Raw genomic sequence first — 14,852 nt, 5'->3', positions numbered from 1 at the left:
CGGGTTCTCCGCGGACGGCAGGATATGCACCTCGACCCTGGGCATCTCGTTCATGCGCAGCACCTGGAAGTCGTGGAAGTTCGACTGCTCCACGCGTCCCTCCTTCAGGGTGATCGCACCATGCAACGCCGCCGCCAGGCCGAAGCCGATGCCGCCCTCCATCTGCGCGCGGATCACGTCCGGGTTGATGGCGATGCCGCAATCCACCGCGCAGACCACACGATCGAGCTTGTAGCTGCCGTCGGCCTTGACCGTCACCTCGACGACCTGGGCGACGAAGGAGCCGAACGACTCGTGCACGGCGATGCCGCGACCGCGCTTCTCGCCCTCGGTACCAGCAGCCAGCGGCTGGTCCCAGCCGGCCTGTTTGGCGGCCAGTTCCAGCACGCCACGATGGCGCGGCTGGCTGTCCAGCAGCGCATGACGGAAGGCGTAAGGGTCCTGGCCCGCGGCCACGGCGGCCTCGTCGATCATGGTTTCGGCGACGTAACCGGTGTGGGTATGGCCCACCGAGCGCCACCACAGCACCGGCACCTTGATATTGCTCGGCGTGCTCAGCTCCACCTGCAGGTTGGGCACGCTGTAGGCCAGATTGGACAGCCCTTCCACCGAGGTGTGGTCGATCCCCTCCTTGAGCAGGAACGGCTCCATCGAGGTGCCGGCAATGATCGACTGACCGACGATGCGGTTGTGCCACGCCTGCAGCTTGCCGGCCTGATCCAGGCCGATACGCACGCGGTGCAGGTACAGCGGCCGGTAGTAGCCGGCGCGGGTGTCGTCCTCGCGGGTCCAGACCATCTTCACCGGCGCCTCGACGCCCTGGGCGCGCGCCGCCTTGGCGATGGCCACCGCCTCCAGCAGATAGTCCGACACCGAACTGGCGCGGCGGCCGAAGCTGCCGCCGGCATACAGCTGGGTCAGCGACACCTGCTCCGGCGCCAGGCCCAGGTAACCGCCGATGATGGCCTGGTCGACGGTCTGGAACTGCTCGCCGTTCCAGATCTCGCAGCGCTCGGCGGACAGTTTCACCAGGCAGTTCATCGGCTCCATCGCCGCATGCGCCAGGTAGGGAAACTCGTACTCGGCCTCGAGGGTTTTCGCAGCCTGCGCCAACGCCGCATCGGCATCGCCCTTGCTCGCGGCGGGCAAGCCGGGCTTGCCTGCGCTGTCCCGATACTGGGCAAAGATTTCCGCGCTGCCGAGGGTGAAGGCCTGGCTCTCGTCCCAGTCGATCAGCAGGGCGTCGCGGCCCTGGCGCGCGGCCCAAGTATTCTTCGCCAACACCGCCACGCCGGCGCGGCCGTGGGGCAGGTCGCGAAACTCCACCACCGCGACCACGTCGCGCACCGCCTTGGCCTTGCTGCTGTCCACGGTCCGCGGCACGCCGCCGAAACGCGGCGGGTAGGCGACCATGGCCACCAGCATGCCGGGCAGCTTGAAGTCCTGGGTGAAGATCGCGCTGCCGTCGGTCTTGTCCAGGCTGTCCTTGCGCCGCAGTTCGCGCTTGCCGATCAGCTTGAAGTCCTTGGCATCCTTGAGCTGCACCTGCTCGGGCACCGGCAGCTGCGCGGCAGCCTCGACCAGCTCGCCGAAACCGGCGCTGCGGCCGGAGCCGGCGTGGCTGACTACGCCCTGGCTGACGCCGATCTCGCTGGCCGGCACGCCCCAGCGCTGCGCCGCGGCGGCCACCAGCATGGCCTTGGCGACGGCGCCGGCGGTGCGCATCTGCTCCCAGGAGTTGGCCATGGCGGTGCTGCCGCCAGTGCCCTGCATCGCCCCGAAGGCGAGGTTGTTGTAGCGCTTGGCGTCGGCCGGCGCGCCCTCGACGCGCACCTGGTTCCAGTCGGCGTCCAACTCCTCGGCGAGCAGGGTGGCCAGGCCAGTATAACTGCCCTGGCCCATCTCCAGATGCTTGGCCAGCACGGTCACCGTGCCGTCGAGGTCAATGCGCACGAAGGCGTTCGGCTCCAGCGGGCTACCTGCCGCCAGCGCCTCCATGCCGCGCAGCAGCGGCGCGAAGAAGATACCCAGAGCCAGGCCGCCGGCGCCCTTGAGCAGGCTGCGCCGGCTGAGATTGAGGATGCCGCGGGCGGCGCTATCGGGGGTTTCGATCTTGCCCATGTTCATGCGCCTCCTCAGGCCAGCTTGCCGGCAGCGTCGTGAATGGCGGCGCGAATCCGCACATAGGTGGCGCAGCGGCAGATATTGCCGCTCATGGCCGCGTCGATATCGGCGTCGCTCGGCGCCTTGTTGCCGCTGAGCAGCGCCGTGGCGGCCAGGATCTGCCCGGACTGGCAGTAGCCGCACTGCACCACGTCGAGCCGGCGCCAGGCGTCCTGCACCACCTTGCCCACGGCGTCTTCGCCGACCGCCTCGATGGTGCGGATGCGCTTGCCGGCCACCGCCGATACCGGGGTCACGCAGGAGCGGGTCGGCTGCCCCTCCACGTTCACCGTGCAGGCGCCGCACAGCGCCATGCCGCAGCCGTATTTGGTGCCGGTGAGATTGGCGACGTCGCGCAAGGCCCACAGCAGCGGCATGTCGTCGGCCACGTCGAGCTCATGGTCTTGGCCATTGAGGTTCAGGGTAATCATGGTTTGCCACCTTTTTCAGGCCGGTCTTGGATAGCCGGCAGCCAGGGCCGACAGGTCACGCTGGCCCGCGTGCGTCATGCGCAGCGGGGCAGAGCATCACTCTAGAGGGGCGCGCGGGCGCTGTCGTCGGCCCGCGCGCAGATCGGCAGAACCGGGCAATAAGTCCGCAGGATCGGGCAACCCTGGCGGGCCGGCCCGGCGAGCGCCGGGCGCAGCCAGGGTTCAGGCGGCGTTGCGCTGGGCGCCGGCCAGCAGGTAGCCGGCGGGGATCAGGTCGGGATAGTCGGCCAGTTCGCGCTGCAGCTGGCACTGCTCGGCGTAGGCCTCGATGGCCCGGCGATAGGCCATGCGGCGCTGGTCCTGGAGTTTGCGGCGGGTCTTGGCGTCAGGCTTGGCCTGCAGTGGCGCGTCATCGAAGATACGAGGCATCTCGGTTCTCCCGGAACGAGGACTGGAGCCCTCAGCATCCTCCGGGCAGATGACGCTTTGACGGCGCCCACATGAACAGCCGGTGAAACCGGCTGCGCTCAGTCCTCGACGTTGCGCAGCGACTTCGGCGACAGGCGCAGGCTGCGCAGACTGCGCTTGACGCTCTTGAGGTGGTTGACCAGGCTCGGCCCGCGCGCCATGGCCACGCCCATGGCCAGCACGTCGATCACCACCAGGTGGGCGATGCGCGAGGTCAGCGGGGTGTAGATCTCGGTGTCTTCCTGCACGTCGATGGCCAGGTTGACCGTGGCCAGGTCGGCCAGCGGGGTCTGGCTCGGGCACAGGGTGATCAGCGTGGCGCCGGACTCGCGCACCAGGTTGGCGGTGATCAACAGGTCCTTGGAACGTCCCGACTGGGAGATGCAGATGGCCACGTCGGATGGCTTGAGGGTCACCGCGCTCATCGCCTGCATATGCGGGTCGGAGTAGGCGGCGGCGGTCAGCAGCAGGCGGAAGAACTTGTGCTGGGCATCGGCGGCCACCGCGCCGGACGCGCCGAAACCGTAGAATTCCACGCGCTGCGCCTGGGCGCAGGCGGCGATCGCGCGCTGCAGCGCCTCGGGGTCGAGCTTCTCGCGCACCTCCATCAGGGTGTGCAGGGTGGTGTCGAAGATCTTCAGGCTGAAGTCGGCGACCGAGTCGTCCTCGTGGATGGCGAACTGGCCGAAGCTGGCGCCGGCGGCCAGGCTTTGCGCCAGCTTCAGCTTGAGGTCCTGGAAGCCGCTGCAGCCGATGGCGCGGCAGAAACGCACGATGGTCGGCTCGCTGATGCCGACGCTATGGGCCAGCTCGGCCATGGAGCTGTGCATCACCGAAGCGGGATCGAGCAGGACGTGGTCGGCCACCTTGAGCTCGGACTTGCGCAGCAGGTGGCGCGACTGGGCGATGTGTTGCAACAGATTCACGGATTCGGCTCTATGAAGAAAAGGGTCAAGCGCGGCGCTCGACCGGCCATGGCTCGGTTATGATCGGTGGCCGGCGGTTGTAGTGACCTTGTAGTTATACTACATGGCTCGTAGCCGCGCACAGGTTAAACCGAGTCGGAGTCCTCTCTTGAGCATCCCCTGCGACATGCTGGTTTTCGGCGGCACCGGCGATCTGGCCCTGCACAAGCTGCTGCCCGCGCTCTATCACCTGCACCGCGAAGGGCGTCTGCACGCCGGCATGCGCATCCTCGCCCTGGCCCGCAGCAGCCACAGCCGCGAGGCCTATCAGGCCCTGGCCGAGCGCCGCTGCCGGGCTCAGGTGGCACGCGCCGACTTCGATGCCGGCACCTGGGCCAGCTTCGCCGCGCGCCTCGACTACTTCGCCATGGACGCCGCGCAGAGCGCCGACTTCGGCCGCCTGAGCAAACGCCTGGGGCGCGACGACGAGCGCGTGCGGGTCTACTACCTGGCCACCGCGCCGGACCTGTTCGAGGACATCGCCGCGCACCTGGCCAACGCCGGCCTGGCCGGCCCCAAGGCGCGCATCGTGCTGGAAAAACCCATCGGCCACTCGCTGGACTCGGCACGGGCGATCAACGCCGCCATCGGCGCGGTGTTCGACGAGGCGCGGGTGTTTCGCATCGATCACTACCTGGGCAAGGAAACCGTGCAGAACCTGATGGCGCTGCGCTTCGCCAACGCCCTGTTCGAGCCGGTGTGGCGCGCCGGGCATATCGACCACGTGCAGATCAGCGTGTGCGAAACCCTCGGCGTGGAAAACCGCGGCGCCTACTACGACCATGCCGGCGCCATGCGTGACATGATCCAGAACCACCTGCTGCAACTGCTCTGCCTGGTGGCCATGGAGGCGCCGGTGCGCTTCGACGCCGAGGCGGTGCGCAACGAAAAGGTGAAGATTCTCGAGGCGCTCAAGCCGATCAGCGGCCTCGACGTGCAGGACAAGACCGTGCGCGGCCAGTACACCGCCGGCAAGATCGGCGGACACGACGTGCCAGCCTACTACTTCGAGAAGAACGTCGACAACGACAGCGACACCGAAACCTTCGTCGCCGTGCAGGTGGAAATCGACAACTGGCGCTGGGCCGGCGTGCCATTCTACCTGCGCACCGGCAAGCGCCTGGCGAAGAAAACCTCGGAAATCCTCATCCAGTTCAAGCCGGTGCCGCATCGCCTGTTCCACGAGGGCCAGGCCAACCAGCTGCTGATCCGCCTGCAGCCCGAGGAGCGCATCAGCCTGCAGCTGATGGCCAAGAACCCCGGTAAGGGCATGCACCTCAAACCCGTGGAACTGGACCTCAACCTGGCCGACGCCTTCAGCCAGCAGCGCCGCTGGGACGCCTACGAGCGCCTGCTGCTGGACGTGATCGAAGGCGACTCGACGCTATTCATGCGCCGCGACGAGGTGGAGGCCGCCTGGCAGTGGGTCGACCCGATCCTGCAGGGCTGGCATCAGCACTACCAGAGCCCGCGCCCCTACCCGGCCGGCAGCGACGGCCCGGAACAGCTGCAGCACCTGCTGGAGCGCCATGGCCGGCACTGGGCCGAGTGAGCGACCTGGCAGCTTCTTGCGCAGACCGCTGTGGATAACCCTCCGCAGGACCGGGCCCAGCCCAGCGACATCGGGCCCTGCAGCAGGCTGCGCAACAAGCTGCACAGCACTGCGCAACTTGTTGCGCAACCAGACGTGACGCAGCGCTCACAATGACCGAAAATCGCAACTCGGTCATATCAACTAATTGATTTTATTGAAATTAAATTACCTGGCACGCCGCTCGCTATAAGCCTGACTCCCGGATCGATCACGATCCATGACCCAGGCAAGGAGAGCACTCATGCCAACACCCGCGTATCTGTCCCTCGAAGGCACCAAACAAGGTCTGATCACCGCTGGCACCTTCACCGAGGACTCGGTCGGCAATATTTTCCAGGAAGGTCATGAAGACCAGATTCTGGTGCAAGCCTACAACCACCAGGTCATCATCCCGCGCGACCCGCAGTCCGGCCAACCGACCGGCCAGCGCGTGCACAAGCCGCTGATGATCACCAAGGTCTTCGACAAGTCCTCGCCGCTGATCTTCAACGCCCTGACCTCCGGCGAGCGTCTGAACAAGTGCCGTCTGGAGTGGTACCGCACCTCCTCCACCGGCACCCAGGAGCACTACTTCACCATCGAACTGGAAGACGCGGTGATCGTCGACGTGCAGTCGCGCATGCCGAACTGCCAGGACCCGAACATGGCGCACTTCACCCACCTGGAAGACGTCTACTTCACCTACCGCAAGATCGTCTGGACCCACGAAGTCTCCGGCACTTCCGGCTCCGACGACTGGCGTACCCCGATCTCCGCCTAAGGCGGGATCGCGTCCGCGTCACCGCAGCGGCCAGGCATCGTCCTGGCCGCTGCGTTTCGGCAGGCTGCCTGCCGAAAACCTCGACCGTTGCCAGCGCGCGGCGGCCGATTCGGTTACAACCTGGAGCGCGCCGCGCGCCCATCATGGAATGATCGAGAGGAACAACGAATGTTCGCCCAGGCCAACCAGACCCATTTCAGCCTCAGCATCGAAGGCGTCGAGCACGACCTGCAGGTGCTCGAGTTCAGCGGCCGCGAGGCGATCAGCCAGCCTTACGCCTTCGACGTGGAACTGATCGGCGAATGCCCCGACCTCGATCTGGAGAGCCTGCTGCATCAGCGCGCCTTCCTCGCCTTCGACCAGCACGGCGCCGGCATCCACGGCCTGATCCACCGCATCGCCCAGGGCGAATCCGGCAAGCGCATGACCCGCTACCGCCTGACCCTGGTGCCGCAACTGGCCTACCTGGCCCATCGCACCAACCAGCGCATCTTCCAGCACCTGACGGTGGAGCAGATCATCACTCAGGTGCTTGAGGAGCACGGCATCCAGGCCGATGCCTACCAGTTCCAGCTCGGCTCGCTCTACCCCGAGCGTGAATACTGCGTGCAGTACGACGAGAGCGACCTGCACTTCGTCCAGCGCCTGTGCGAGGAAGAAGGCATCCACTACCACTTCCAGCACAGCAGCGAAGGCCATGTACTGTGCTTCGGCGACGACCAGACCGTGTTCCCGCGCCTGGCACCGCTGGCCTACCAGCAGGACACCGGCCTGGTGGCCGACGACCCGGTGATCAAGCATTTCGGCGTGCGCGTGGAAACCCGCACCAGCCAGGTCACCCGCCGCGACTACGACTTCGAGAAACCGCGCCTGCAGCTGGAAACCAAGGCCGACGGCGATGCCCAACCCAAGCTGGAAGACTACGACTACCCAGGCCGCTATACCGACCGCGAACGCGGCAAGCACCTGGCCAAGCGCGCCTTGGAGCGCCACCGCCACGACTTCGAACTGGCCCAGGGCGACGGCGACTCGCCGACCCTGGTCAGCGGCCACTTCCTCGACCTGGAAGGCCATCCGCGCGAGGCGTGGAACCAGCTCTGGCTGCTCACCGAAGTGCTCCATGAAGGCAAGCAGCCTCAGGTGCTGGAGGAGTCGATCACCAGTGATTCAGCCCTGCGCCGAACAGCTCCCTCGCCCCTCCGGGGAGAGGGCCGGGGAGAGGGGGATAAGAGCGACGCCGACTTCCACCAAGGCTACCGCAACCGCTTCACCGCCACGCCCTGGAACGTGCCCTACCGCCCCCAGTTGGCTCATCCCAAACCGCGCATCCTCGGCAGCCAGAGCGCCGTGGTCACGGGACCTGCCGGCGAAGAAATCCACTGCGACCAATACGGCCGGGTCAAGGTGCAGTTCTTCTGGGATCGCGAAGGCCAGGCGGATGAGAAAACCAGCTGCTGGCTGCGCGTCAGCTCCAGCTGGGCCGGTGATCGCTACGGCGCCATCACCATCCCGCGCATCGGCATGGAAGTGCTGGTCACCTTCCTCGAAGGCGACCCCGACCAGCCGCTGATCACCGGCTGCCTGTACCACGCCGAACATGTGGTGCCCTACGACCTGCCAGCGAACAAGACCCGCAGCATATTCAAGACCCTGAGCAGCCCCGGCGGCGGTGGCTACAACGAACTGCGCATCGAGGATCGCAAGGGCGCCGAGCAGATCTATCTTCACGCCCAGCGCGACTGGGACGAGAACATCGAGCACGACCAGAAGATCCGCGTCGGCAACGAACGCCACGACACGGTCGAGGCCAACGCCTACAGCCACTTCAAGGCCGAAGAACACCGCACCACCCACGCCGACCGCAAGGTCGAGATCAAGGCCAACGACCACCTCACCGTCGGCGACAGCCAGCACATCAAGCTGGGCAACGGCCAATTTATCCAGGCCGGCAGCGAGATCCACCTCTCCAGCGGCCTCAAGGTGGTGCTCGAAGCCGGCAGCGAACTGACCCTCAAGGGCGGCGGCAGCTTTATCAAACTCGACGGCGGCGGCATCACCCTGGTCGGCCCGGTGATCAAGCTCAACTCCGGCGGCGCGCCGGGCAGCGGCTCGGGGGCGGCGCCGATACTGCCGGGGGCGGCGAAGCCGGCGGATGCGGATGAAGCCGGCATGGTCACCAGCAACTACCGCGACCAGGCCCTAGCCGGACACCTGCTGCCTGCCTCTGGTTGCGTGTTCGACGCCAGCGGGAAATGCATGATCCACAATCACGGATGAGCGACATGGCGAACCCGATCCCCTCCCCGTTCGAGCAGGCACCGGATACACACCTTCGCTGCGTGATCCTCGAAGCTACCGCCGACCCGGATATGCCAAGGTGGCTTTATCAGCTAGCGCCAGAGGGCACGCCACAATGGGCGCCGCTTTTTCTGGATACGCCCTATCGGGCCCTGAGCGAGCAGGGCCCAGCGCTGGTGATCAGCTCGACAGACGATCCGTGGAGCGAGTACGCCCACGCCCTGCTGGCCCAAAGCGACGCGGGCTGCCTGCTCTATCTGGATGACCTGCAACACTGGAATGCCGCGGTTACACATTGCCAAAGCCTGCTTTGCGTCCGCACGGAAGAGCGCCCCGACCAGTTGATGCGCTTCTTCGAACCACGCTGGATCGAGCCGCTTCTGGAAACCCTGAGCGCTGGAGAGCGGCAGGCATTCTTTGGCCCGTTTTCCGGGTTGGCCTGGCGCAACGAACTGGGCTGGCGCTACGCCTCTCGCCCACAGCCGTGGGACGGCAGGCTGCAACAGCCCGGCTGGCTATGGTTGGGTCAACAACGACAGCGAGAGATGGAGAAGGCGCGACTACGGCTGATCGCCGCACAGATGGCCGATGATTACGCCGCGGTGATCGAAGCCTCGCCTCCCGAAGACTTCGTGCAACAACAGTTGCTTGCTGCCTACGACATCGGCATTACCCAGAAAGCCCAATACGAACGCTGGCTGCGACTGACCCTGAGCCATGGCACGGGATTCTGGAAATCAGAGCCTGCACGAACAGTCCTGGCGCGCCAGGATCTGACGACAGGCGCAAAACTGGATGAACTGGAAAGCCTTTCGGGCTAGGGACAAGGACATGTCGAGCGGCAAGACTTACATCGTGCAACGCGGCGATACCCTCAGCGGCGTCGCCCAACAACACGCCACCACAACGGCTGAGCTGCAGCGAATCAATCCGATCATTCGCGACCCGAACATCATTCAGCCCGGCTGGAAGCTCAAACTCCCCGCCCAGGCTGCGGCCAATGAAACGCCCGCAGCGGCGCCCTCCGCTGGCGGGGCAAGACAGTTACCCCCTGCCCAGCACGCCAACGACCCCAGCAGCGCGCAGGCGCAGTGTGCCAGCCAATGCAACGACGAGTTGGTCGATGTGGTGCATATCACAGGCGACACCCACTACTACGTGCTGACCGAACCACAAGCCCAGGCACTGAAGCGCGAAATCCAGCGTGTACAGGCATTGATGGACGAATTGCAGCAGAAGCTGGCCCAGGCCAAAGAACGCATCGAATGCCTGAAGGAACGCACCCAGGGCAACGCATGCGACTGCAGCCGCTGCATCAAACAGGCCTGGAACGAAAAAGCCGAACAGGCCGGCCTTCTACTGCTGTCCCCTCCTCCGCAGGAGAACGAAATCCCCCTGCTGACCTCCGCGGAAGACATCCAGGGCCAGCTGCGCACTCTGCAGGATGCGCGCAACTGGTACGCATCCTATACCCCCTGGTTCAACTCTTCTCACGCCACCGGCAACCTGATGGAAAGCAACTGGCGAGCACTGCGGCAGAAGAAGCTGGCCGAGCTGGATGCAGAGATCGTCACTCTACGTGGACGGCTATCGAGCAAGCCGGATGACAGCAGCACCCTGGGCAGCGGCACCCGCCCGGATCTGGCTCACGGACGTGGCCGCAGCGGCGAAAGAGAACGAGGTACAAGACGCCGAAGTGGTGTCACCGTCGTCGAAGTCGTGCTGTTCAGCCAACCGGACCGACGCTATTACATCAGCACCCGCTACCACGAGCAGTTGGACTGGAAACTCAAGGTGCGCAGCACCGTACTGGCAGGCAAACCCTTCGGCAGTCAATTGGCCAAGGATTTGCTCGACGATATCCGCAAGGGAATTGGCGAAGGCCGCAAAGCCAGCCCAATCGGCGCATTGGAAGCCAAGCTGGTCGGCTGGACGAGCAAGGAAGACAACCTGCTCAACGCCCTGCACAAAGAGACCAACTGGACCAGCAACCCGGATGACTCCGCCCCCTACGCCGTCTCATCGGAAGCCCATGCCCTGCGCTTTGCTGCCAGCGCCAGTGCCGGCGTGAACAACTGGAATCCAGCCCAGGGCAATATCGAAGTCGGCGCCAAGGGCAGTGCCGCGTTCTCGCTGGCGGAAGGTTCGGTTTCGCTTACCAGCTTCTTCCCCTCCCAAGGCGGCTACCCACTGCGCCTGCGCTACCGCAACGCGGAAGGGCGCGAGGTCGATTGCCCGCTGGGCGTCATACGTCTGCAAGGAAAAGTGGAGCTGTCCTGTTTCGTCGGTGCCCATGCCCAGGCATCGGCGGGCGTGAGCGTGCGCTACAAGCCCGGCGACGAAGGCGCGGGGGGCGCCACGGCATTGCTGGGCTCACCGCATATCGAGCCGAGCCGTGGCGGCAATATAGGGCTGAAAGGCGACGCCTTCGCTGGCGCTCAGGCAGGCGGCGCATTGAGCGGTGCGCTGCAGTGGGTCGACCCTTCCGAACAGGGACGCGGCGCCATTGTCAGCGGTCAGTCCAACGCTGGTAGCAGATGGAACAGCCTGGCCGAAATCAAGGCCGAGGCCAGCGCGGCCTTCGGTGCCGGTATTGGTGGCGAGTTCGGTATCACCATCGCCAGCGACCGACTCGCCGTGAACTGCAAAGGCCGCCTGGTGTTCGGTCCCGGGGCCAGCGGTGGCTTCTCGACCGTGGTGGATCTGGAGAAAACCTACGCACTGCTGAAGCTGGTGTGTGAAGCACTGGCTGATGTGGATTATCGATATCTGCTGGGGGTTTCTCAGGAGGCTTTTAACTATATGGCTTGGGGTTTGTATCAAGTGGCAAGCGCACCTGGTACTGCTGCAATCCAGGCGTTTGAAAATGGTGCTCAAAAAATGTCCATTTGGTGGAGGAGGCGTAGCGCCTCCATGGTCGAGGCAGAAAACCTAGCCCGCTATCTTCTGACTAATCGCGCCGTACTGATAAATGGCAAGCGCTTACCTCTAGATAAACTTCCACCGCAAACCGTCGGCCCAATGCTGTATGTGCTTAGTGAAAGCTATGTGGAAAGCTTTCAGGAATACCAAGAAAAAGCGATCGTCCTGCTACTCAGCCACCTTTATCGCCGCTGGCGTCAATTCATAGAGGCAATGGAACATTGTTCACCGAATGGCGCCAAGGTCAATGCAATGGAAAGCCTCAATCGTCTTAACCGTCTGCTCGATGGACGGCAGCAGCAGGAGTTCAATCAATTTATCGAGCAACTGGCCGTACGCGGTCTACCGGGCTCAATGGACTCCAGCCCGACTGTGATGCTGGCTTGGACACCCACAGACGCATGGCGCAAGCGCGACATTCTGATCGCGGCAAGATCCAGTGGGCAGTTCGACGGGCTAGCCTAAAAAGCAAGGGCTCCCAATAGGGAGCCCTTGTCTCTTAAAGTTCATGGTCGAGCTGAATAGCGCAGCGGAAACTGGTTCCTGGATAATATCCGTCCTGCTCTGGCTTATCTGCCCAGCGTCGAACTGTATTCGCAGACTGCCAACCTGACTCAAAATAGTTTGACCCTCGACGAATCTTCTGGGCGCCTGTAGTTGGCCCTTGTGGATTATCAGCAGGCGAATTTCTGTAGTAATCAGGGTCATACCAGTCATTGACCCAGTCGGTGGCGTTACCAGCCATATCATATAGGCCCAGTGGATTCGGAGCGAACTGTCCAACGGGATGTATGTCGGTGTCTTCATCACGAGGAATATTACGCCCATAGTCCAGGCTTCCCGTATCCGTAGGGAATTGTACGTACTGTCCACGATTACGGGCGGCATATTCCCACTGTGCCTCAGTCGGCAAGCCAACTGGATAGCCACTGAGCTGCCCTAACCACAGACAATAGTCTTTGGCCTCTTGCCATTCTTTGGGTGGAGCAGGCTTGTTCGGGTCAAATTCGCCAGCTAAATCTTTCCTATCTCGATACTCCACATCGAACAAAGGTAGTCCCTGGCTGGTACGGAATAAATCGAAATCTCCCAGCCGAGTTTGGTAACTCGCCAGGTAGTAACTACTCAAACGCACCTGATGCAGATAGTCATCGTGGAACTTGGGGGTAATCGGACACAGCTCATCCGGCTCGTAGCCATAGGGCCAGGTGCCCATATTGGTCTGGTCGAAATCGCAGGGCGCGCCGAAGTCGCCCATCTCGAACTCGCCCCCTTCGATAAACACCATCTCATCCAGCGAGCGCACCACTGTAGTGAGCATCTGGCTGCGCAGCTCGGCGGATAACTTGGCGTACTGCGAGTCGATTCGCTCGGCGATGGCCGCAACCTTCTCCGGGCTGAGCTTTTCGCTTTTCGGCAGGGGCTGCGACTGCGCCTGGCAACCCACCACCAGCAGCGGCGCGATAAGAGGAAGTATCAGTCGACGATACATGGCAACATCCTTGTCAATCAGATCGGCGGCTTAGCCTAACAGGCCAGCCAGGGAAATAGTCTTTATCGGCAGGGCTCAGACAATACCTACCGCCAGGCGGGCAACGCCAGGTTCACGCCCGTGCTCTGTGCGCCCTGTCATACGAAGCATGGATTTGTCTCTGAGGCCCTATTCGTGACCTGGTTCTAGAGGCCCCGTCGCGACCAACTCGCATGCATGAAAACCACCGTCAGCACCAGTAAACCCAACACCCCCGCCCCGATGAACAACCCCTCATACCCCAACGCCTTTGCCAGCACCCCGCTGCTGGCCCCGACGAAGCCGGACAGCAGCAACTGCGCCGAGGCCTGCAGGGTGAAATCGGCGCCTTCGTGTTCGGGGCGGCACATGCGCATCATGGCGGCGAACAGGGCGACGGTGGACATGCCGTCGGCCACCTGCTCGAACAGGGTCACGGCGTAGACCAGTCCGACATTGCCGTCCTGCCCCACCAGCAGTGCCAGGGCGGCGATGCCGAGAGCCTGCAGGGCGCCGAACAGGATCAGCGCGCGCAGCACGCCGATGCGGGCGTAGAGCAGGCCGCCGAGCAGGGCGCCGGCGATGCCGGCCAGGCTGCTGATCAGGGTCAGTTGGCCGAGCGCCGCGGTGCTCCAGCCCTGGTCCACCAGCATCGGCTTGATCATCGGCGAGCCGAGCGAGTCGCCCAGCTTGAAGGTCAGCACCACCGCCAGCCACAGCAGCATGCCGGGTTGCGCCAGCAGGCCGCGGTAGTGCTCGAGCAACAGACGCGGGCCCAGTGCGCTTTCCGCCAATGCCGGCTGGAAGGGCAACACCCGGCGCTCGGGGAACAGCCAGATCGGCACGGTCATCAGCAGAATCAGCCCGGCCAGCAGACCAACGGCAAGGTTCCAGCCCAGCGGGTCGATCACCAGCAGCAGGCCGCTGCCACTGACGATCATGCCGACCTTGTAGCCGCCCACCTGCAGGCTGTTGCCCAGGCCGCGCCAGCGCTCGGGCAGCAGGCGCACGGTAAGGCCGTCGGTGGCGATGTCCTGGGTGGAAGCCAGCAGATTGATCGTCAGCAGCAGGCCCAGCAGCAGCCACAGGCCTGAACCGAACAGGGTCTGCGGCGCCAACGCGGCTAACGCAGCCACGCAGAGGATCACGCCTGCCTGCAGCGGCAGAATCCAGCCGCGGTGATGGCCCAGACGCGAGGAGGCCAGGCGGTCGATCCAGGGTGCCCAGAACACCTTGAGCAGCCAGGGCAGCGCCAGCAGTTTTAGCAGGCCGATCAGCGCCAGGTCGACGCCGTGCTGGCGCAGCAGCACCGGCAGCGAGTGGGCGATCAGCCCGGAAGGCAGGCCCTGCGCGCAATAGAGCGAGGCCAGCAGCACCAGCGTGGCGTTGGACGGGCGAGGTGCGGATGGCGACATGGCGGGCGCTCGCGGCAAAAGCGCAAGCCTAGTGGTTAGCGACTGCGAGCGGCAACGTACGGGTGGTTACAGTTCGTAGCTCGGCTGGTCGCGGCTAAAGCCCTCCCACGCGTACCGCCGCGAGAAGGCGCTACGAATGATGAGGACCTCACCCGGAAGCAGAGCGAGACTCGTGTTACAGGCTACCCAGACACTCCGTCAGGCCATTGGCCAGGTTTTCCAGGAGTTGCTCGTAGCCCGTGGCGCTCACCGGCAGCTCGCCGCCGAGCGCATCCAGCTCGGCCAGTTGCACCGGCAGGCCGGCGGTGAGGGTTTCCGCCAGGCGC

Annotated in this window: 11 protein-coding genes and 1 pseudogene; 5 read left to right on the top strand and 7 right to left on the bottom strand. The window is 64.4% G+C overall.

All coding sequences use genetic code 11. The features are described 5' to 3' along the window. From N878_RS23765 to hexR, 4 genes are all read right to left on the bottom strand, one after another. Nucleotides 1-2,121: xanthine dehydrogenase family protein molybdopterin-binding subunit (locus N878_RS23765; RefSeq protein WP_031303974.1), on the bottom strand; the 2,121-nt coding region annotated here is incomplete at its 3' end. A gap of 14 nt (nucleotides 2,122-2,135) precedes the next feature. Next, complete coding sequence (locus tag N878_RS23760; protein WP_021445991.1) at nucleotides 2,136-2,594, bottom strand: (2Fe-2S)-binding protein; 459 nt, start codon at nucleotides 2,592-2,594, stop codon at nucleotides 2,136-2,138. 222 nt (nucleotides 2,595-2,816) lie between these two features. Further along, nucleotides 2,817-3,023: a PA3496 family putative envelope integrity protein gene (locus N878_RS23755; protein WP_021445990.1), complete on the bottom strand. Its 207-nt coding sequence runs from the start codon at nucleotides 3,021-3,023 to the stop codon at nucleotides 2,817-2,819. Nucleotides 3,024-3,121: 98 nt separating this feature from the next. Then, a complete protein-coding gene (gene hexR, locus N878_RS23750) occupies nucleotides 3,122-3,988 on the bottom strand; it encodes a transcriptional regulator HexR (protein WP_021445989.1) in 867 nt (288 codons plus the stop codon). A gap of 103 nt (nucleotides 3,989-4,091) precedes the next feature. On the opposite strand from hexR, the gene zwf reads away from it, so the two are divergent. The 5 genes from zwf to N878_RS23725 all read left to right on the top strand — a co-directional run bounded on the left by zwf (nucleotide 4,092) and on the right by N878_RS23725 (nucleotide 12,066). Then, entirely contained in the window at nucleotides 4,092-5,579 is a 1,488-nt protein-coding gene (gene zwf / locus N878_RS23745) for a glucose-6-phosphate dehydrogenase (RefSeq protein WP_177342939.1), read from the top strand. Between the two features lie 283 nt (nucleotides 5,580-5,862). Then, complete coding sequence (locus N878_RS23740; RefSeq protein ID WP_003241180.1) at nucleotides 5,863-6,381, top strand: Hcp family type VI secretion system effector; 519 nt, start codon at nucleotides 5,863-5,865, stop codon at nucleotides 6,379-6,381. Between the two features lie 168 nt (nucleotides 6,382-6,549). Further along, nucleotides 6,550-8,658, top strand: coding sequence for a type VI secretion system tip protein TssI/VgrG (gene tssI, locus N878_RS23735; RefSeq protein WP_021445987.1), 2,109 nt, complete (start codon nucleotides 6,550-6,552; stop codon nucleotides 8,656-8,658). 5 nt (nucleotides 8,659-8,663) lie between these two features. Continuing rightward, the gene (locus N878_RS23730; protein ID WP_021445986.1) at nucleotides 8,664-9,500 is read left to right on the top strand and encodes a DUF4123 domain-containing protein; all 837 of its coding nucleotides are present in this window, start codon (nucleotides 8,664-8,666) and stop codon (nucleotides 9,498-9,500) included. Beyond that, on the top strand, nucleotides 9,475-12,066 hold the full coding sequence (locus N878_RS23725) for a LysM domain-containing protein (RefSeq protein ID WP_021445985.1): 2,592 nt from the start codon (nucleotides 9,475-9,477) through the stop codon (nucleotides 12,064-12,066). The genes N878_RS23730 and N878_RS23725 overlap by 26 nt, the downstream gene beginning before the upstream one ends. A 34-nt stretch (nucleotides 12,067-12,100) precedes the next feature. Here the strand turns inward: N878_RS23725 and N878_RS23720 are convergent, their stop codons facing one another. The 3 genes and pseudogenes from N878_RS23720 to N878_RS27445 form a co-directional block, all read right to left on the bottom strand. Next, the gene (locus N878_RS23720) at nucleotides 12,101-13,093 is read right to left on the bottom strand and encodes an SUMF1/EgtB/PvdO family nonheme iron enzyme (protein WP_021445984.1); all 993 of its coding nucleotides are present in this window, start codon (nucleotides 13,091-13,093) and stop codon (nucleotides 12,101-12,103) included. A 185-nt stretch (nucleotides 13,094-13,278) separates the two neighbouring features. After that, on the bottom strand, nucleotides 13,279-14,526 hold the full coding sequence (locus N878_RS23715; protein ID WP_021445983.1) for an MFS transporter: 1,248 nt from the start codon (nucleotides 14,524-14,526) through the stop codon (nucleotides 13,279-13,281). A gap of 175 nt (nucleotides 14,527-14,701) precedes the next feature. Beyond that, a pseudogene (locus N878_RS27445) lies at nucleotides 14,702-14,852 on the bottom strand (zinc ABC transporter substrate-binding protein); the annotation flags it as partial.

It is taken from the genome of Pseudomonas sp. EGD-AK9 (genome assembly GCF_000465935.2).
Taxonomy (GTDB): Bacteria; Pseudomonadota; Gammaproteobacteria; order Pseudomonadales; family Pseudomonadaceae; genus Aquipseudomonas.
This window is presented reverse-complemented; position numbering and strand designations above follow the sequence as displayed.